This is a genomic window from Parabacteroides sp. PM6-13, assembly GCF_029892605.1.
Classification (GTDB): Bacteria; Bacteroidota; Bacteroidia; order Bacteroidales; family Tannerellaceae; genus QVMG01.
On the sequence record NZ_JARXWF010000025.1, the window covers coordinates 1 to 20,561 of the forward strand.

A 20,561-nucleotide genomic window follows, 5' to 3' on the forward strand; every position below is an offset into this window, starting at 1 on the left:
CTCTGCTTTCAACTTTCACTATCTTTCCATAAGATAGGATGCGTCTCAGCAAAGCTCAAACAAGTTTGGCTCTGCTTTCAACTTTCACTATCTTTCCATAAGATAGGATGCGTCTCAGCAAAGCTCAAACAAGTTTGGCTCTGCTTTCAACTTTCACTATCTTTGCCAAAAAAACAAAATGATAGATTTTATCACCTTTTGCAACTATGCCGGGACGTTTGCTTTTGCCATTAGTGGTATTCGGCTGGCCTCCGCCAAACAATTTGATTGGTTTGGCGCATACGTCGTTGGGGTTGTGACAGCTATCGGAGGGGGTACGATCCGCGATATCATGCTCAACAAAACGCTCTTCTGGCTCGAAGACGCCTCTTACCTGATTGTGTCCGCGCTGGCCTTGCTGTTTGTCTTGGCGTTTCGTAAATATGTGATCAAACTCAACAATACCTTTTTCATATTCGACGCCATTGGGTTAGGGCTTTTTGTGGTTGCCGGAATCGACCGCACCCTGGCATTGGGACACCCCTTCTGGGTGGCTATCGTTATGGGCACCATTACCGGATCCTTCGGAGGTATGATTCGCGATATCCTGATCAATGAGGTACCGCTTATCTTTCGGAAAGATATTTATGCCCTTACCTGCGTTTTGGGCGGGATAATCTATTACATTTGTCACCGGCTGCACGTCACACCGGTGGTCACCCAGGTGGTCACGGCCGCCAGTGTATTAGCAGCCCGGCTGATTGCTGTGAAATTCCATATAAGCGTCCCTATACTAAAGGGGGATGAATAAAATAATTAACTTTGCGCGCTATGACTATTCAGGAAAACAATCTAAACGAAAAAGCATCCATTTTGCTCATTTACACCGGCGGTACCATCGGCATGATGGAAAACCCGGAGACCGGGGTACTGGAGCCTTTCAATTTTCAACATCTCAAGGACAATATGCCGGAGTTGAAGAAATTAGGTCATACGGTTTCCAGTATCCAATTTGATCCACCTATCGACTCTTCGGAGATGGGACCCGAATGTTGGAAGAAACTGGTCGGAATTATTACAGACAACTACCTCAGTTATGACGGTTTCGTGATATTGCATGGGACAGACACCATGTCGTACACCGCTTCCGCCTTGAGCTTTATGCTTGAGAACCTGAATAAGCCGGTGATTCTGACCGGTTCTCAGCTGCCCATTGGTATGCTTCGCACCGATGGAAAAGAAAACCTGATTACAGCCATTGAGATGGCCGCGGCTAAAGAAAACGGCATGCCCCTCGTTCCGGAAGTATGCGTCTTCTTTGAAAACAACCTATTGCGCGGAAATCGTACCTGCAAAGTCAGTGCCGACAATTTCAACGCGTTCCGTTCCTATAATTATCCGGCATTGGCACATGCCGGCATACATATTAAATATGATCTGCCGCAGGTCTACCACCCTGTTTTACGCAAGCCATTGAAGCCTCACTATTTACTCGATACGAATATTGCCATCCTGAAACTTTTCCCCGGCATATCGCCGCTGGTGGTCGAAAGCATTTTGACTATCCCCGGCCTGAAAGGCGTTGTCATGGAGACCTATGGAAGCGGAAACGCGCCCTGCCAGGAATGGTTTCTGGATATGCTGAAAGACGCGGTAAAAAGAGACATCCTGATTGTCAACGTAAGCCAGTGTATAGCCGGTACGGTGGAGATGCATCGGTATGAGACCGGACACAAACTATTGGAAGCCGGCGTTATCAGTGGCTACGACAGCACGACGGAAAGCGCTGTCACCAAGCTGATGTTCCTTTTTGGGCATGACATGAGCCCGGAAGAGGTAAAAGAATACATGAATTGTTCACTAATAGGCGAGATAACCATCCCGGATCATCCGCCTGTAAGATAATAGAGAAAAATGAAACTAAAATTTGTTAGTTTGGCGAGTGGAAGCAGTGGCAACTGCTATTACCTGGGAAACGCTCAGTATGGGATACTGATCGATGCCGGGATAGGCATTCGCACCATCAAGAAGGTATTAAAAGATCTCGATATAGATTTCGGACAGATTTTGGCGGTGTTGATCACCCACGACCATGCGGATCATATCAAAACGGTGGGTTGCCTGGGAGAGAAATACAATATCCCTGTGTATACCACCGAAGGGGTGCATAACGGTATCGACAAAAGCCGTTATGTCGAAGAGACGCTTTACGGATCGCGCCGGATCATTGAAAAGGAGGTTCCTTTTTTTATCCGCGATTTTAAGGTGACCTCTTTCGAAGTACCTCACGATAGCACCGACAATGTGGGCTACCATATCGAATACGACAACCACCGCTTCACCTTCGCGACCGATGTTGGACATATCACCGAAACGGTGAGCAGATATATGTCGATGGCGAACCACCTGATCATCGAAGCCAATTACGACGAGGAAATGCTTCGCTTCGGCTCCTATCCCGCTTTCCTGAAAGAACGGGTAGCCAGCCCAACCGGTCATTTAAGCAACCGGGAGGCGGCCGAATTTCTGGCAACACATTATACCCCCGACCTGAAAGACATCTGGCTGTGTCACCTGAGCAAGGACAACAACCACCCCGAACTGGCCTATAAAACCATCGATATCCGCCTGTTCCAAGAAGGTATCCGCGTAGGAAAAGATGTCAATCTGACGGCACTCAAACGGACGACACCTTCTGAAGTTTTCGAATTCGATTAAAAAAAGGTGCTCTTCAGACGAAGAAAAAAAATAAAAATATTTGTCTGTACTAATTAAAACCCTATCTTTGCACCCGCAATGACAATAATTGCCCATGTCTCGGTAGCTCAGTTGGTAGAGCAATTGACTCTTAATCAATGGGTCGAGGGTTCGAGCCCCTCCCGGGATACAGGAAAAGCCGCTTTAGAAGCGGCTTTTTTTGTATCCAAACGAGTCCTCTTGGGGAGTTCTTCCTCAAAAAAAATCTACATTATATCCGCTTAAACAGAGAACTATTTGTATATTTCCGCTGTTTTTAATACGAATGTTTAATTAATTATAGAAAACATGAAGAAGTATATTGCAGAAATGATCGGAACAATGGTATTGGTTCTGATGGGTTGTGGTAGTGCCGTTTTTGCCGGTAATGCAGCGGGAGCTGTTGGTGCAGGCGTTGGAACACTGGGGGTAGCCCTGGCTTTTGGTCTTAGTATTGTAGCGATGGCCTATTCCATTGGTAAGGTATCGGGTTGTCATATCAATCCGGCAGTGACGTTAGGCGTATGGCTTTCCAACCGGATGTCGGGGAAAGATGCCGGAATGTATATGATCTTCCAGGTGATCGGCGCGATCCTTGGTTCCGCTATCTTGTTCGCTTTGGTATCAACCGGTGCACATAATGGCCCAACGGCAACCGGTTCAAACAGCTTTACAGACGGAGCGATGCTTCAGGCATTCATCGCCGAGGCGGTGTTCACCTTTATCTTTGTACTGGTGATTCTTGGCGTGACCTCCAAAGGAGCTAACAACAAATTCGCCGGATTGGCTATCGGTCTTACCCTAGTGTTGATTCACATCGTTTGTATTCCTATTACGGGAACGTCCGTAAACCCGGCACGTAGCATCGGCCCGGCTTTGTTTGAAGGTGGTGTTGCCCTTTCTCAGCTTTGGCTCTTCATTGTTGCCCCGTTGTTGGGTGCTGCTGTAGCCGCTTTTACCTGGAAAGCAATCGACACAGAATAAAAAACAATTGATATACTTAAAAAGCCGATGGAGATGATCCATCGGCTTTTTTTGTCTTCTTAGAAGCTACTTTGTTTTTCTGAAGCTTCTTAATCAATCGGAGAAAACTCCTCTTTACCTACACCACAAGGCGGACAAGTCCAATCTTCCGGTAGTTGTTCAAACGGGGTTCCCGGCGCTATCCCTGCTGAGGGGTCGCCTTCTGCCGGATCATATACATATCCGCACACATTACATTCGTACTTTTTCATTGCTCACTTTTATTAGTTATTATTATGTATCTCTACATAAGAAACAAAAGTTGTTGGCAATAAGTTGAGGCATCACGGGAGAAAACAGCAATTTAACATTCCTTAAACATCTATTCCTTGGCATAAATGTATATTTATTCAAATATTAGCCGTACATTTGCGGCTTATTTGCATAAATATGCAATATGATCACTAAAAAAGAACGATTAGAGACAATACGCAGTTTGGTGCAAGCGGAAAACATAGGCAGCCAGGAAGAGTTGCTTAACCGCTTGGAAACGTTGGGGGTTACCACAACGCAGGCTACCCTGTCGCGAGACATTCGGCAGTTGAACATCGTGAAGCTGGCCGATAGCGAGGGGAACTATGTGTATCGTTTGCCCAACTACGCCGCTTTTATGGCGCCGATACGGGAGACCGAAAAACATCCGAATATTGAGTTTTCGGGCAACCTGGCTGTAGTCAAGACGCGTCCGGGTTATGCGATGGGCATCGCCTCCGACATCGACCAGCATACGCCCCGGGAGATATTAGCCACCATTGCGGGCGACGATACGATATTGATCATTCCCCGCGAAGGCGTCAGCCGGACAGAGATTATAACAGCACTTAAAGGATACGTAGATAATGATTGAGACTACGGTGGAAAAAGATTTGGACATAGAAGTCATGGTGGCGGACGCTTCGCACGAAGTGTACGTCGATACCATCCTGGACACCATTGAAGCGGCGGCTGCCGTACGTGGTACCGGTATTGCGAAGCGCACACACGATTATGTAGCGCAGAAAATGAGAGAAGGCAAAGCCATTATTGCTTTGGCAGGTGATGAATTTGTAGGATTCACCTATATCGAGTCCTGGGGCAACAAACAATATGTGGCCACCTCGGGATTGATCGTCGTGGATAAATACCGTCATAAAGGGGTCGCCAAGCGCATCAAAGAGGCCTCGTTTACGCTGGCTCGCCTACGCTGGCCAAGGGCGAAGCTCTTCAGTCTGACCTCAGGCGGCGCGGTGATGAAGATGAATACCGAATTGGGTTATGCGCCGGTCACCTTTGCCGAACTGACCGACGACGAAGCCTTCTGGCGCGGATGTGAAGGGTGTGTGAACCATGATGTATTGGTACGCACCGGACGTAAGTATTGCATCTGCACGGCTATGCTGTTCGACCCGCAAGACCCGCACCGGGCACAACGGGAGGCTCGCTCAGGCAATCCGAGAGGGCAGCAATAAAGAAAAATGATACGAAATAATAACTAATTAAAAAAATTGCTATCTTCCCCCTCCCTTTTGGAGAGGCCGGAAGGGGCTCTAATAAACATGGAAAGAAAAAAAGTTGTTTTGGCATTCAGTGGTGGTTTGGATACCTCCTTCTGTGCCATGTATCTGTCGAAAGACAAAGGCTATGATGTGTATACAGCGCTGGCCAACACAGGCGGTTTTACCGAAGAAGAGTGTCGCGCGATCGAAGAACGTGCCTACCAACTGGGGGCGGTTAAACACGTGACCATCAATATCGAAGAAGAATATTACGAAAAGAGTATCAAATATATGGTCTACGGGAATGTGCTTCGCAATGGCACCTACCCTATTTCCGTTAGTTCCGAACGCATATTCCAGGCATTGGCCACGATCAACTACGCCAAGGAAATCGGCGCCGAGGCGGTAGCCCACGGTAGCACCGGAGCGGGCAACGACCAGGTGCGCTTCGACCTCACCTTCGAAGTATTGGCTCATGGCATCGAGATCATCACGCCGACCCGCGATATGAACCTCAGCCGTGAATACGAAATCAACTATTTGAAGGAGCATGGCTACGAGGCCGACTTTGTGAAGATGGAATACTCTATCAACAAAGGCTTGTGGGGAACCAGTGTAGGAGGCAAAGAAACTTTGCATTCCAACCAGACATTGCCCGATACGGCCTATCCTTCCCAACTGGAAGCAGAAGACGAGGTGGAAGAGGACATCTTCATTGACTTCGTGAAAGGAGAGATCGTTGGGGTGAACGGTGAAATGTTCGATAGCAAGGTAGACGCGATCCGCAAGGTGGAAGAATTGGGTAGCCGCTGGGCGATCGGCCGCGATATGCACGTGGGCGACACCATCATCGGTATCAAAGGACGCGTAGGCTTCGAAGCTGCCGGTCCGCTATTGATCATCAACGCGCATAAGATGCTCGAAAAGCATACATTGACCAAATGGCAACAATACTGGAAAGAGCAGTTGGGCACCTGGTATGGTATGTTCCTGCATGAGGCACAGTATCTGGAACCGGTGATGCGCGATATGGAGGCCTTCCTGGAAAACTCACAGCGCAACGTAACGGGTCGTGTGATTATCACCCTGCGTCCGTATACCTACACGCTGGTGGGCGTGGAGAGCGATCACGATCTGATGAAGAGCGATTTCGGTGTCTACGGCGAAGAGCAGAAAGCCTGGACGGCCGATGATGTAAAAGGCTTTACCCGGATTTTGGGTAACCAGATGAAGATATATTATAATGTAAACAAAGACGAGCAATGATTAAAGTTGGGATCATCGGAGGAGCCGGTTATACGGCCGGTGAATTGATTCGTTTATTGATCAATCACCCCGATGCAGAGATTGTATTTGTCCATAGTACCAGTAATGCGGGGAACAAAATCACCGAAGTACACAGTGGTTTGTTTGGCGAGACCGATATGGTGTTTACCAGCGAACTGCCATTCCATGAGGTAGACCTGTTGTTCCTCTGTTCCGCACATGGCGATTCCCGGAAATTCATGGAGAGCCACGTGTTGCCTGAGCGTGTGAAGGTGATCGACCTGAGCATGGATTATCGCCTGAAAGCGGAAGACAATCCGTTTATCTATGGCTTGCCGGAACTGAACCGACGTGCGATCTGCAAATCCCAATATGTGGCTAATCCGGGATGCTTTGCGACCTGTATTCAGTTAGCCGTGTTGCCTTTGGCCAAGCACCTGATGCTGAATTCGGAATTGCATGTCAATGCCATTACCGGATCGACGGGAGCGGGAGTGAAACCCACCTCGACCTCTCATTTCAGCTGGCGCAATGATAATATCTCTATCTACAAACCTTTTGCACATCAACACCTGCATGAGATCGATCAGAGCCTGCGCCAGTTGCAGAACAGCTTCCAAAGCAAGATCAACTTCATTCCGGTGCGCGGCAACTTCTCCCGCGGAATCTTTGCTACGACCTATATCGATTGCAAAGTAAGCCTGGAAGAACTTCGTCGCATTTATGAAGAGTACTACGACGATCACTCGTTTACCTTCATTACCGATAAGAATCCGGATATGAAACAGGTGGTGAACACCAACAAATGCCTGATCCATCTGGAAAAACATGACGACAAATTATTGATTATCTCCATGATAGACAACCTACTGAAAGGCGCCAGCGGACAAGCCGTTCACAACATGAACCTCCTGTTCGGATTAGAAGAAAAGGTAGGGTTGCACTTAAAACCCTCGGGATTTTAAGCATAATTCATAATTCATAATTCATAATTAAAATGCAACTGTTCGACGTATACCCATTATTTAATATAGAAATTGTCCGGGGGCTGGGCTGTAAGGTCTGGGACTCGGAAGGGACTGAATATCTTGATTTGTATGGAGGCCATGCGGTGATCTCCGTGGGGCATAGCCATCCGGCGTATGTGAAGGCCATTACAGATCAGGTGAATAAATTGGGATTCTATTCCAATTCAGTGATTAACAGCCTGCAACAGACCTTAGCCGATAAATTAGGCAAGGCAAGCGGATACGATGATTATTCGCTCTTTCTGATCAACTCAGGGGCGGAAGCCAATGAAAATGCCCTAAAACTGGCCTCTTTCCATAACGGCAAGAAGCGGGTCTTAGCCTTTGAACATGCTTTCCATGGGCGCACATCGGCGGCTGTACGCGTAACTGATAATCCGAAAATCATCGCTCCGGTCAACGAAGACCTGGCGGTTTCCTATCTGCCGTTGAACGATAGTGTGGCTGTCGAGCAGGAATTACTGAAGGGCGACGTGTCGTCGGTGATTATTGAAGGGATTCAAGGAGTTGGAGGTATTCAATTGCCGACAGATGAGTTTATGCGCGAACTGCGTGCTTTATGTACCAAATACAATGCCTGCCTGATCTTGGACGAGATACAGTCGGGGTATGGCCGTTGCGGAAAGTTCTTTGCGCATCAATATGCCGGCATTCGTCCGGATCTGATTACGGTGGCCAAAGGGATCGGGAATGGATTTCCGGTGAGCGGTTTACTGATCAGTCCGATGTTCAAGCCGGTCTATGGCATGCTGGGAACCACCTTCGGCGGGAACCATCTGGCCTGTGCGGCAGCTATCTCGGTATTGGATATTTTCGAAGAGGAAAACCTGATTGAGAATGCTGCCAAAGTGGGCAAATACCTGATGGATGAATTACTGCAGTTCCCCGGCATCAAAGAGGTGCGCGGACGGGGATTGATGATCGGTATCGAGTTTGAAGAATCGATCAAAGAAGTACGTTCACGCCTGTTGTTTGAAGAGAAGGTATTTACCGGCGTCGCCGGCACCAACACCATACGCTTGCTTCCTCCCCTTTGCCTGACAATGAAAGAGGCGGAAACGTTCTTGAAGAAGTTTAGGAAGTTGGTATAATATAGAGAAGTCAGAGAAGTTAAAGAAGTCAGAGAAGTAAAGAAGTCAGAGAAGTAAGAAGTCACAATTTCATGCTTCTTTGACTTCTTTAACTTCTTACTTCTCTGACTTCTCTAACTTCTTACTTCTCTTCCACCAACAACTCCTTCAGCTTCTGCCTGTCATAGCCCAGTTCGATGGCTTTGGTGAAATCGATCATGGCGGCTTCCTTTTCATACTGACCCAGTTTCGCTTTTCCACGGAGGGCATGCAGGAAGGCGGAGGGTTGCGTCTCGATAAACAGTTTATTGATATCCGCCATGGCACGGGCATATTTACCCATTTGAATATAAAGGTCTGCACGACCCTCATACAGGCTCCAGTCGCGTGGAGCCTTTTCGATCAGGTAATTATAGATTCGCTCGCTGTCGTCATAATTGCCACGCTTCTTTTCCAGGAGGGCATAGCCCACACGTCCGCGTACCGTCTTGTCATTGATCTCCAAGATACGCTCGAAATCATCCTCGGCAGCCAGGTAGTTGCCCTCTTCCAGATAGAGCAGGCCGCGGAAATAATGCGCCTCTTCATTCAACGGTTGCAGTTCGAGAAGCGCCGTATAGTCACCAATAGCCAGTTCTTTCTGTCCCAGATCCACATAGAGGCTGGCACGGTTCTCAAGCAGACCCGCATTGTTCGGCATACGAGCCAAGGCCGCCGTATACGACTGAAGCGCCGCTTCCGGTTTGCCTTGCATACGCTGCACGGTTCCCAGGTTGGTCAATAAGGCAAAGTTCCCCGGATTGGCCGGTTCCGCTTTCAGGGCATTCTCCAGGCATTCCTCCGCACAAGCAAGATCATCCACTTCCAGACAATCGAAGCTTTTATTCACCCATTCTTCGTAAGTCTGTGCATGCATCGCCCCCGTAGAGAGGATGCATATTATCAACATTGTCAGTATTCGCATAGTGTAGCTATTTATTTGCCGGCAAATGTACATGAAATTTCCCGGAACCAACCTCCGCTTTCACGTTGTACAGGTCTTTATATCAATCTTTAACATCCAGTCTACTGCCTTCAGTATGCGACACAAACTCGGGCGCGTACAAACATTGGATCGTCGTAATGCCGGCAGCGTAATTGCCTGTCCGAGCCACATATACGGGATATTCCACCACAAAGGTGCCTTTCGGAAGCCTTTCGAAGAAGAGGTTTTCGGACACATCCTTCGGTGACTGATAGAACCATACGCCATCGCGTGAGCGGCTACCGGAAAGTTGTGCCGCAGGCTCGAAACAGCCCGCGCGAAGATCCTTCAGGTAGACATAATTCATTTCGCGATCCGTACGGATAGTCAGACGGACAATCACCCTGTCCCCTACCCTCAGTTGGTTGTTATCCACTGGTCTGATCTGACGCTCCTTGCCGTTGTTGCTCTCCACAAAGAGTTTCTTCTCCACATTCAATACGCCTTTCTGGCCTTTCACCTGATCGATCGGCGCAAAATACTGACTGTAAACAGCACCCCAGGCCGGCGAATCGCCCTCTTTACGAACGGTCAAGGCGTCGGACAGGCCTGTCAACTCGGCTCCTGCCAGCGTCTCTTTCAGATAGCCTGTGGCAATCTCTCCGTCGGAAGTCGAATAGTTCTTCGTGCCCCACTGCACCGTTACCTTATTATCTGTACTCAACCAATCGCTTCCTGTCAACAAAATGGCGTGGATCGCATTCAGCGTAGCCGGAGTCGATTCCCAGTTTTGCGTCCGTTTCTCGTTCAACAACCATTGTTTCATATTGTCTGTCTCCGTCTTGTTCGCATCGATTTCGTGGAATGCCAGCATCAACAGGCTATGGGTATCGATCGGAGAGGTGAAGAAACTACTGCCGCGACGGTTATTCGCCCAGTACATACCCTGGGTTTCCGAGACGGTAGCTGTCTTGCGCAACCAGGCAAGAATGGTTTGTGCTACCTCCTTCTTGCCATTGCGATGCATGAGTAATGCCACTTGTCCCTTCTCGTAAAGGGATAGTTTTTCCCAGTTTTTCTCTGCCTGATTGGTATAGAAACGAATCGCTTCGCGCGCGCTTCCATCTTCCGGTATATCCCGATAGCTGCTACGCACATAGAGGAACTCAATTATTTCAGCAGAAGGAATCGCCTTTTCCCATTCGTTATCCTGTTTCTTCAGCCATTCATAGCTTTTAGCAATGCTCTTATCTAAGTAACACAAGGCACTTATCTGCATGCGCTTCTCCTCTTCGTTGTATTGCACACTGCCCATCTGACTCAACGCGCTCATGCCTTTCAATATGGAGAGTGTCATCGATCTGTTCGGCATAAAGCCTTTGAACCATCCCCAGCCGCCATCTTCCAATTGTTGGAGATATAATACCCGCATTGCCAGTTGCCGCAGGTCGTTCGCCCGGTTGGTGTCGAAGAGCAGAGCCAAGCGTTGCTTACGCGCTGATTCATCCTCCGCCTCCAATACCCAGGGTGTTTCTTCCAACAGGATATTCTTCAGTTCTTCATTCTTCTCCAGGTTCGACAAAAGCGTTTCTACACTTCCTCCTTGCGCCGTCCATTGCGCTATCACCTGCTGAATGCGCGGATGCGCCTGCGCGATAGAGGTAGCCAATGTATTGGTGTAATAAACGGCAAACCAGGAAAGGATATCGTCGTTTTGCGGCGCTTGCAATGTAGACAAGGCCTGCACGGCATACCATACCGGATTGGCACTCACCTCCAGCGTCATGCGGAAAGGCGAGCTGCCTTTCGGTTGGTTGAGTTTTACCTGCTGCGGGTCGTTCTCTTTCAGGTAGAAAGGTCTGCTCTCCGTTACCAAGATACCAGCAGGCAAGATAGGCAAGATATGTTGTTCACCATCGCTTCCGGCATCCGCGTCCGCCATAATGCGCACGCCTACGAGATCCATTCCAGAAGGAACTTCCACTGTCCAATGGGCTTTCGCTTGCCCTTTGGCTGCCAGGCGGAACGATTGTTCGGCGGCATTCATCCCGTTGATCGGCTGATTGGTGGCCGGATCAAACCATTCCAGGCGCACTTTGCCCTGCAAGGCCTCCTCTGTTTGCGACAAAAGCTGCGTAGAGATGGTGATCTGATCGCCTTCACGCAGGAAGCGTGGCAACGATGGCAATACCATAAACGGTTTGGAGGTAATCACCTCCTGTGTCATTTTCCCGTATTTCAAGTCTTTGGTATGGGCAATCGCCTGCAGTTTCCAGCTTGTATTGCTTTCGGGTATCGTAAAACTAACGATCAGATCGCCCGCTTCGTTGGTCAATAATGATGGGAAGAAGAAAGCCGTTTCATTGAAGTTCGTACGCAGTTGGGGCAATGCTTCGCTTTTATTTTCGCCGGCTCCCGTTGATTTTTGCGGAAAATCCCGATCTTCTTTTGCTTCCGCATTCTCCGAAACAGCGTACAACATATCGCCGACTTCCGCCATTTCCTCTTCGACAACAGCCGATTTCATCATATTATTACTAGATCCTCTGAGCATGATATCGGCACGACTACCATAGCCCAAGCTCATAATACCCTGCCAGTCAAGCCGGTCGAATTGCCATCCTTCCACCTTCACATGATCCGTTCTGGCGGAGTTGCTCTGATAGGAGAAATTGTAGCCAGAGCCCAAGGCAAAGCGAGGCGCCTGCAAAAAGATGTAGCGTTCGGGAGCAAAATACCAGTCAAACGGCACGATCTGATCCAACGAGCTGTCATACATCCCAGCCAATACCTCTGCCGAAACAGCCAATGAGTCACTGTCGGTGATACGGAATTTCCAGGTTTCTTGACTGCCCGGTAACAGACGATCACGGAATGTCTCCGGACGGATCGTTAGTTTCCGGTCGGGCAACGCGCGTTTGATCGGGATCTGCGTCACAAAGAGTTCCCCCTCTTTCAAGTAGGTGAGGCTGACCATCACCCCGTCGCCGTAGCTTTCCCGGAACGGCAGTTTGAAGGTTCTGTTTTCGTTATTGAGCACCAAACGCTCTTTTTGGATACGTTTGTTGTTTTGGAATACTTCATACAGTACATACGCCTCTTCACGGGATGTACCGAAAGTCCATTCGGCTGTTTCGCCCGGCTGGCAAACTGTTTTTGTTTGGATCAGCCAGTTGTTGGTCACGATGGGTGGGCGTTTATCGTCTGTACTGTAGAGAACAAAGTCCTGTTCCGTTTCCACCATTCTGCCTTTACTGTCTTTTGCTTCCAATCGGATGCGATAACGCCCCGATGCCATAGCTGCAAACAGCGACGGATCGATCGCCTCTCCGGACTGGAAGTTGCCACTGGCGGCTGTTATTCCTTCCTTAAAGGTGGTAGTCTTGTTTGTCTCTTCCTTTTCTTCCGTTAAAGCGACAATGCGGAAGGTGCCTTTTGCCACGGCAGGTTCGCCATTGAGCAGTTGAGCCGTTACCAAAGCATTTACTTTTTTCTTATCCACCTTATCGGTCAACCCAACGGAAAGCGTCATGCTGGCTTCGCCAACCGGGAAACTATAGGCTGTCTCCTGTGTCTCTCCTTTGCTGTCGGTCACCGTTGCAATGAGCTCAAAGCGGTAAAACTGCCGCCAGAAGTTCGTCTTGCCTTCCGTTTTCTCCGGACAGAAAGCAACTGAGAAGCCACCATCCACACCTACACTCGTCACCCCCTGGGCCACCTGTTCTTCGCGGTATCCGTCCCGATAGAGCCAGAAAGGACGGCGAATGATTCGCCAGGTCACTTCACCCTCCTGCAGAGCCACGCCCGAGAAGGTCTTTGCCTTTCCGCGCAGCGTCACCTCATCGCCAAAGGCCACCTCTTCTTTGATCGGTTCTACCTCTACCCGGAAGGTAGGGCGTTTGTATTCTTCCACCCGAAGCCAGGTAGAGCCAACCCCCTCTACCGAAAGGATGAAGGTGCCCGTTAACGCCTGTTGAGGCAGGGTGAAGGTTCCTTGAAAAGAACCGAAGGCATTGGTGCGTACCTTTTGCTGAGCCACCTCCTTATCGTTTACATCATGCAAGGTTACTGTATACGCTTTGTTCGCTACAATCGTAGCCTTTTCTTTATTTAGTTGCCAGGCTATCCCTTTGTAGAACACATTTTGTCCCGGACGATAGAGCCCTCGGTCGGTAAACAAAGAGATTTCGACCGTAGAAGACTCTGAACTATCCGCGCCATACTCCGGATAGAGCATGGTGAAGCGCGACGAGGTATCCTTGCCTGAAGTAGCCTGGAAAGCATAGATCTTATCATTTTTCGGGATAATAGCCACCCCTTCTTTATCGGTCTTTACGATGCCCATCTCTTTCAGATCGCGCCGCTTATCGCCATAATAGGTCACCGATACCCCCTGAAGTGGCTTTCCGCTTTGCAGATCAACCACCAAAACCTCTTGCCCTCCGGCCTCGTTATGGCGCGATACCGCTGCCAGGCGGGTCACACTGACGGTATGCGAAACGGCTACCTTTTCCTTTTCTGCCGAAAAAGAGAGGTCGTATATGCCGGTTTCCGGCAATTTGATCTGAAGCATCGTGCTCTTTATCGTATACGGATTGGGCGTCTCCAGGTCGAAAGAGATTGTTTTATAGACCTCTCCTAGCTGAGCGTCTTTATCGGAACGGTATCCTGTCAGTTCGATCGCCTTTGTCCGGCTCTTGTAGATCGTTACCGTTACCTTATTCATATTGCGATAGGAAAAAGGAATCTGCATGGCCTCGCCCGGATAGGCCGTTTGTGGCACGACCGATGAGATATATGGTCTTGTCAGGTTGTCTAGATAATTCTTTGCCAACCCGATCCGTTCGTAATGAGAAAATTGCGCAACCGTTTCTTTCATCAATTCATATTGCAGCGCCAACAGAGAGTCGCGGTTCTCGGTATACGCCTTAGCATATTCCCATTGTTCCACTTTCGCCATGCGCACCTCCACGGAGAAGTCATCGTTCGCGTATTTTTTGAGGAGCTTGTCTAATGCCTGCCCATAGGCTTTACAGGCAGCCTCTGTCCTGTTCTGCTGGTATTGGAAAGCCAGGTAGTCGAGTTCGACCATCCAGGTCGCCTGCCGGTTATTATCGCTTTGGCGGAATTGCAACCATTGTTGGTAGATCTCTTCCGACGGTCTTCGCTCTACCGCCCGCTGCATCAGAAAATCATACAGTGTCGGACGGAAAAACGGAGCGTCTTTCCCTTTTTGCATCATCTCGGCAAACAGCGTGGCCGGTGTCTTTTGCAAAACAGAAGCCGGTTGCAGGGAGAGAGCGATATGCTCTTTTATCTTTTCTTCAAACAGGTTACCGCTCCATTCGCGGATATCGTCCGGCTGGTATCCGGTGATAGCCGTGCGCCGGTCGAAGCGCCAACGGTTACGCATATAATAGTTATCATACATCTCGGCCGCCATCGAGTGAAGCATCGCCTGTGAGGCTGCTCCCGGATGGGTGGCCAACAGGGTTTCTATTTCGCCGATCAGTTCCGGAAAACGATCACCGTCTTTTTCCAGCTCCTCTTTCATACGGCTGATCTGTTCTTTCAAGACCGAAGGGGATATCTCTTCATTATACACTATTTCCATATTCGATTGGGTAGGTTCTTTGGTCGATTGGGTAGACCTGCATCCGGTGGCTGTCATCAAAGACAGCATACTCACGACTAATACGGCCGCCATACTTGCACTCTTCTTCATAATCACTTTTGTTTATACATGAAACAATCATCTTTGCTATATAGATACTATTTGAACGTAAAAGAATGTAAATTATTTGTTAATAAGAAGTAAAAGGATAGAAGGTTTCTGTAGAAGGGAAAAGAAGACGCAAAAAAAACGATATACAAAAATGAGGTTGAGGTGCAAAAACTGCACCTCAAATTGTGTATTTAAAAAATACTTTAGATCTTTGGTGTTTCAATGTGTACCGACTATTCTATTACCTAATTATAAATAAACATTCATGAAGAAAAACATCTTTGAGTTAAATACTCAACAACTGAAAGAGATAGCCGAAGCGTTGCAACGCGAAGTAGAAAAAGGATTAGCCGAACCAAACTGTCAGATTCAATGTCTTCCGACCTATATTTCCCCGAAAGCGCCGACCGATAAGGACAAAGCGGTCGTGCTCGACCTCGGAGGCACCAACTACCGGGTGGCAACCGTTGATTTTGCTGGTGGAACACCGACTATCCATCCCGAGAACGGCTGGAAAAAGGATCTTCGTGTCATGAAGACGCCGGGCTTCACCCAGGCGAACCTCTTCAAAGAATTGGCTGACCCGATCCTGGAGATCAAGCGGGAGAAAGAGATGCCGATTGGCTATTGCTTCTCGTACCCGGCGGACTCTATGCCGAATGGCGACGGGGTGTTGTTGCGCTGGACCAAAGGGGTGAATATCGACGAGATGGTGGGCCAGCCAATCGGTCAGCCTCTTATGGATCACCTGAATGAGAAGAGTCCGGATGTGCCGTTTACGGGTATTAAAGTGATTAATGATACGGTAGCCAGCCTCTTTGCCGGTTACGCGGGCGAGCGGTTCGATGCTTATATCGGGCTGATTGTGGGCACGGGTACTAATATGGCTACCTTTGTTGATTCGAAAAACATTGAGAAGCTGGATGAGGCACATAAAAACTTCGGTTCCATGCCGATCAACCTGGAATCGGGTAATTTCTTCCCGCCCCACCTGACTTCTATTGATAATACGGTTGACGCGCTCTCTGGCAGCCGGGGTAGTCAACGTTTCGAGAAAGCCATTTCCGGTATGTATCTGGGAGAAATACTGAAAGCAGTATTCCCGCTGGAAGAGTTTGAAAAGAAATTTGACGCGGAACGCCTGACGTCGATGATCAGCTATCCGGATATCTATAAAGAAGACCATGTACAGGTAGCCAACTGGATCTATATCCGTTCGGCCAAATTGGTAGCGGCTTCGTTGGCGGGATTGATCAACGTACTGATCGCACAGAATCCGAAAATCCGGAAAGTATGCCTGACAGCCGAAGGAAGTCTTTTCTGGAGCTCTGTTCGTTTCGGGAAAAGCTACAAAGACATGGTACAGGAAGAATTGACTCATCTATTGAGCGAGTTCGGCCATACCGATATGTATATCCATATCGAACCGGTGGAGAATGCCAACCTGATCGGCACCGCTATCGCGGCTATCAGCTAAGCGATCGCGTTATCCGACTTCATATCGTCCGCCTCTTCAGGGCATTCCTGTTGACGGTTATGCGTAAGATGGCGAAATTCACTGGGAGTCATCCCATAATGTTCCTTAAAAAGGCGGTGGAAGGTATATCGGTTGGTAAAACCGGCATCGAGAGCCACCGCCTCTATCGTATATTTAGAAACCGACTGAGCTAATAACTTGCGCGCGTAGTTTAGGCGCAAGCTGGTTATATAGTCGGATATACTCATGTTGAAATACTTCCGGACCGTGTCGTGCACATATTTTTCATTCGTGCCCAGATGTTCCGCTATGGTTTTACGTCCAATCTCAGAATTGGTAAAAAAGGTCGGATCGCTCATCAGTGTTTTCAACCGGAGATAGAGTTCCGATCCCGTATCTTTTTCTTTCCCGGGCAGATCTTCTGAAAGAATTAATCGACCACGAAGCACCTCATTCTCTTTATCCATAAGATCCTGCTCGGTTATACGCTGCAGGAGTAATTGGTTTTTAGCTGCCAGGCGACGCGAATAGAATACGCCCCCGGCAATGATTCCACAACATAATAACAGTATCACAACAAGGCCTATGGTTAGGTTATGCGACGCGCGGAGGCTGATTTGATCATTTTTCTGTTGCAATTCCAATTTATCGACCTCATAATGCACCCGAAGCTCATGAAGACGTGAGGCCAGTTCTATTCTTTGCAACGAATCACTTAAAGCGATATAGGTTTGGTAGGTCTCCGCGGCATTTTTGTATTGTGCTGACTGGTAGTTAAGCCTGGCTCTAAAATCAATTACACTCAGTTTATCATGATAGTCCGGATCTTCGCCCAAAATCGCCTCAATCCGTTCGATTGTTTTCCCGGCCTCTTCATAGTGGCCTTGCGCCAACTGCCATTCAAAACGGACTCTTTCCAGCGAATCCATGCCGATATTAGTCTTAGAAACAACAAGAGCTTCGGCCGCGGCAATATGTTGTTCAGCTAAATCAAACTGCCGAAGCCCAGTGTAAATACCGGCATAAGAGAGATGTATCAGAAACCACTGGGTATCATTCTCGCCTTTGAGATTACCGGGATCATCCGACAACTCCCCTTTTGAAATAAAAGCCTCATACTCTTTGCAGACCTCCAAAGCCTCCTGATAACGTTTGGTGGCCAGCATAACATCCAGCAGGTAACTATAGGTGTCTCCTTTTATATAAAGGAAGTGTTCATTTTCAGCTACCTGTTGAAGGCTTTCACGCCAGGAGCTCTCCGCCTTATCGAAGAGTTCCAGGCCAAAATAGGCTCTACCCATACACAACAAAGCCAGTGACATACCGGTGTCATAGCGAAGCTCTTTGGCCTTATTATATAACTTTTCGGCCGATAACAAAGCGTTTTCGTAATTGGCGGATATGATATCCAGATCTATCACCATGGAAGCTACATGAAAATGGAGGCGCCGGGTTTCTCCTTCGTTGGGAATCAGTTTGAGTGCTAACTCCGCCTCTTCCTGAAACCGGTTTCGGGGCATACCATAATTATACATAGCCTCTACCAGAGAAGTACGGGCATACGCCTCCTCATAGCTGTTCTTCTGACGGACAGCCTCATCGATATAGGCGCGTAGGTAATGGATATGCGTTTCTTCATCGCCGATGCCGTAAAGCGCATTATGCAGTTCGGTATAAAGATCAAACAACCTCTCCCCGGTGGCATCATCCATCAGGAGAAGTAACGAGTCGACCGCGGGGGTGTTTTCCGGGCGAGCATCCACAGACATACTATTGCCCAGCGTATAAACAGAAGCCAGTAGAGATAGAAAAGCAATCAACAGACAGTGGCAAAAGCACTTCATCGAACAAGGATTTTAGCCTTTCTCTTTTCAGAATTTCCGGCCTTCGCCGACAAATTGTTGCGTCCGGTTCTTGAAAAGGATATTGAATGAGGTCAAACTGCCGTAGCAACGGGTTATATATTGTTGCAAAACAATCTTGTCTTCTTCGTCCAATTTATCGTTGTTGTTGATCTTTTGCTCCATGACACGCAGGCGTTCGCGGATATTGATGATCTTGCTAAAGAAATTGCCGATAGGCATTTCGTAGGATTTCAGTTCCGGATTGGCCGGGCGTATCACCAGGGTGCCGCCTTTGTACTTATCGGCGATGGGAACTACTTCCGTAATATCTGCGAATTTGCGCAGGATACGTGTGAGCGACTGCTCGATCATCTCCTGGCTCACCAGATCCTCATCCGGTTCCATCCGGTCTAAGACCTCCAGCCCTTCGTAGCTCTTCAGAATCTCCCGGTTTCCAAAATCCATAAAGGTGATCATATAGCTGTTCGACTTCACCTGAATCACTACACCTGCACCATACTCTTTATGACTTACGCGTGAACCAATGCCTAAAACTTCGTTCTCCATACTATATTCTTTTTATAAAAATGACAAAATTGAATGATATCAGGCAAAAATAATAAATTGCGCCAAATAATCCGAGCAAATCGTTGGGTAAAGCGATTTCTACCCGAAGATGATGTACCTTTACGTTCCCAAACAAAAAAAATAGTCACCATGAAGATAACGGAACCGCAGATCGCAGACACATTAAAGGAAGAGGAAGATTTGACCGAGCTATTCAGTCAGGATCGGGAAGATATTTATGCCTGTCTTTTCAGAAACCAACTGGTGCATGAGGCGCATACATCGAACCGAAGCATCTATGGCTGTCGTTTTGCCAACTGCCGTTTCATCCAGTGTAAACTACCTAAAAGTCAATGGAGTGATATCGTCTTTACCAATTGCGACCTTTCTAATCTGAACCTGTCGGGCAGCAGCCTGCACCGGGTGCAGTTTATCGGATGTAAACTATTGGGGACTAACCTATCGGAGACAACGCTTCATCAGGTAGTCTTCAAAGATTGCATGGGTGATTATATGAATCTCTCCGGAAGCAAGCAACGCAATGTCTCTTACGAAACATCTCAATTCCGCGGCGCCGCCTTTGAAAGCTGTCAGTTGCAGTATGTTGCTTTCGACTCCTGTCGCCTGATTGAAGCGGAGTTTTACAATACCTCGTTAAAAGGCATGAATCTCTCCGATTCGGAAATAGCCGGATTGCGCATCAACCTCTTGCCGAGAACCGAATTGTGGGGCGCTAAAATCTCATCGGTGCAGGCGCTCGACCTGATACGGCTGTTAGGGGTGGAGGTGGTTGACCCTGCCGACAATTTGGTTGCCGATAGCTATTGACAATACGGCTGATAATTATGGGAGGGAATTGATCCCTCCCGCGAAATTATTATGGAACATTTCTATACTTCGTGCACCTTTGTGTTACCTCGTGGTGAAAACCTCCTTAAGATATATATTTTTTTAGCCACCAAGTAACACGAAGTCGCACTAAGTTTACTTTACACTTCGCTTCGCTCGTTAAGCGATTATCAAATGGCCTCTGATCCTTCGGGAAGCGAATCGAAAATCGGCCTTAGCCAAATATCATTTTGTCAAAATCGTCCGAGAAATTTTCCGAAAACGTAGGGGTATTTTAAATTACCCGCAGGAGTAACACTTTTTAACGTATCATATTGTAAAGCAAAACCACTATTTTGCTATCATTTTGACAAAATCCCGCTTCGTTCTCCCACCACCCCGCCCTACGGTCACCCCTCCTCGGGTAGTAGGGGATTGTCGATCCACAAACAACGTTCGCTTAGCGCAGCGTAAAGAAATTAATAATTATCAATTAATTTCCCCGTTCGCTTCCACCTCACCTTCCCCGTATACGGATCTTTCGCTTTCCAGATGATCCACGCCTTGCCTACAATATAT

The 20,561-nt window shown here is 48.1% G+C and carries 16 protein-coding genes and 1 tRNA gene; 12 read left to right on the forward strand and 5 right to left on the reverse strand.

The genetic code is table 11. The annotated features are described in order from the left end of the window. Window positions 1-178 precede the first annotated feature (178 nt). The 5 genes from M2134_RS15330 to M2134_RS15350 all read left to right on the forward strand — a co-directional run bounded on the left by M2134_RS15330 (window position 179) and on the right by M2134_RS15350 (window position 3,699). The gene (locus tag M2134_RS15330; protein ID WP_280751506.1) at window positions 179-790 is read left to right on the forward strand and encodes a trimeric intracellular cation channel family protein; all 612 of its coding nucleotides are present in this window, start codon (window positions 179-181) and stop codon (window positions 788-790) included. Between the two features lie 20 nt (window positions 791-810). Beyond that, the gene (locus M2134_RS15335) at window positions 811-1,884 is read left to right on the forward strand and encodes an asparaginase (protein ID WP_280751505.1); all 1,074 of its coding nucleotides are present in this window, start codon (window positions 811-813) and stop codon (window positions 1,882-1,884) included. Between the two features lie 9 nt (window positions 1,885-1,893). Continuing rightward, entirely contained in the window at window positions 1,894-2,697 is an 804-nt protein-coding gene (locus M2134_RS15340) for an MBL fold metallo-hydrolase (RefSeq protein WP_280751504.1), read from the forward strand. Between the two features lie 96 nt (window positions 2,698-2,793). Next, window positions 2,794-2,866, forward strand: a tRNA-Lys gene (locus M2134_RS15345). A 158-nt stretch (window positions 2,867-3,024) separates the two neighbouring features. Continuing rightward, entirely contained in the window at window positions 3,025-3,699 is a 675-nt protein-coding gene (locus M2134_RS15350) for an MIP family channel protein (RefSeq protein ID WP_280751503.1), read from the forward strand. An 89-nt stretch (window positions 3,700-3,788) separates the two neighbouring features. On the opposite strand, the gene rd is transcribed toward M2134_RS15350, so the two are convergent. Continuing rightward, entirely contained in the window at window positions 3,789-3,950 is a 162-nt protein-coding gene (rd, locus tag M2134_RS15355; RefSeq protein ID WP_280751502.1) for a rubredoxin, read from the reverse strand. Between the two features lie 185 nt (window positions 3,951-4,135). Here rd and M2134_RS15360 point away from each other — a divergent pair, with 185 nt between their 5' ends. From M2134_RS15360 to M2134_RS15380, 5 genes are all read left to right on the forward strand, one after another. Then, window positions 4,136-4,585: an ArgR family transcriptional regulator gene (locus M2134_RS15360; RefSeq protein WP_280751501.1), complete on the forward strand. Its 450-nt coding sequence runs from the start codon at window positions 4,136-4,138 to the stop codon at window positions 4,583-4,585. After that, the gene (locus M2134_RS15365) at window positions 4,578-5,186 is read left to right on the forward strand and encodes a GNAT family N-acetyltransferase (RefSeq protein ID WP_280751500.1); all 609 of its coding nucleotides are present in this window, start codon (window positions 4,578-4,580) and stop codon (window positions 5,184-5,186) included. Before M2134_RS15360 ends, M2134_RS15365 begins: the two co-directional genes overlap by 8 nt. A gap of 87 nt (window positions 5,187-5,273) precedes the next feature. Next, window positions 5,274-6,479: an argininosuccinate synthase domain-containing protein gene (locus M2134_RS15370; protein ID WP_280751499.1), complete on the forward strand. Its 1,206-nt coding sequence runs from the start codon at window positions 5,274-5,276 to the stop codon at window positions 6,477-6,479. Next, window positions 6,476-7,444, forward strand: coding sequence for an N-acetyl-gamma-glutamyl-phosphate reductase (gene argC / locus M2134_RS15375; RefSeq protein ID WP_280751498.1), 969 nt, complete (start codon window positions 6,476-6,478; stop codon window positions 7,442-7,444). Before M2134_RS15370 ends, argC begins: the two co-directional genes overlap by 4 nt. 32 nt (window positions 7,445-7,476) lie before the next feature. After that, window positions 7,477-8,598 carry an aspartate aminotransferase family protein gene (locus M2134_RS15380; RefSeq protein WP_280751497.1) on the forward strand — a complete coding sequence of 374 codons (1,122 nt, stop codon included), beginning with the start codon at window positions 7,477-7,479 and terminating at the stop codon, window positions 8,596-8,598. 121 nt (window positions 8,599-8,719) lie between these two features. On the opposite strand, the gene M2134_RS15385 is transcribed toward M2134_RS15380, so the two are convergent. Together M2134_RS15385 and M2134_RS15390 are read right to left on the reverse strand one after the other, a co-directional pair. Then, a complete protein-coding gene (locus M2134_RS15385) occupies window positions 8,720-9,541 on the reverse strand; it encodes a tetratricopeptide repeat protein (RefSeq protein ID WP_280751496.1) in 822 nt (273 codons plus the stop codon). Between the two features lie 82 nt (window positions 9,542-9,623). Continuing rightward, complete coding sequence (locus tag M2134_RS15390) at window positions 9,624-15,266, reverse strand: alpha-2-macroglobulin family protein (protein ID WP_280751495.1); 5,643 nt, start codon at window positions 15,264-15,266, stop codon at window positions 9,624-9,626. Between the two features lie 265 nt (window positions 15,267-15,531). On the opposite strand from M2134_RS15390, the gene M2134_RS15395 reads away from it, so the two are divergent. Beyond that, the gene (locus M2134_RS15395) at window positions 15,532-16,743 is read left to right on the forward strand and encodes a hexokinase (protein ID WP_280751494.1); all 1,212 of its coding nucleotides are present in this window, start codon (window positions 15,532-15,534) and stop codon (window positions 16,741-16,743) included. On the opposite strand, the gene M2134_RS15400 is transcribed toward M2134_RS15395, so the two are convergent. Next, entirely contained in the window at window positions 16,740-18,587 is a 1,848-nt protein-coding gene (locus tag M2134_RS15400) for an AraC family transcriptional regulator (protein ID WP_280751493.1), read from the reverse strand. The genes M2134_RS15395 and M2134_RS15400 overlap by 4 nt on opposite strands. A gap of 27 nt (window positions 18,588-18,614) precedes the next feature. Further along, window positions 18,615-19,154, reverse strand: a complete 540-nt coding sequence (locus tag M2134_RS15405) for a hypothetical protein (RefSeq protein WP_280751492.1) — start codon at window positions 19,152-19,154, stop codon at window positions 18,615-18,617. Between the two features lie 150 nt (window positions 19,155-19,304). On the opposite strand from M2134_RS15405, the gene M2134_RS15410 reads away from it, so the two are divergent. Then, on the forward strand, window positions 19,305-19,982 hold the full coding sequence (locus tag M2134_RS15410) for a pentapeptide repeat-containing protein (RefSeq protein WP_280751491.1): 678 nt from the start codon (window positions 19,305-19,307) through the stop codon (window positions 19,980-19,982). Window positions 19,983-20,561: the final 579 nt, after the last annotated feature.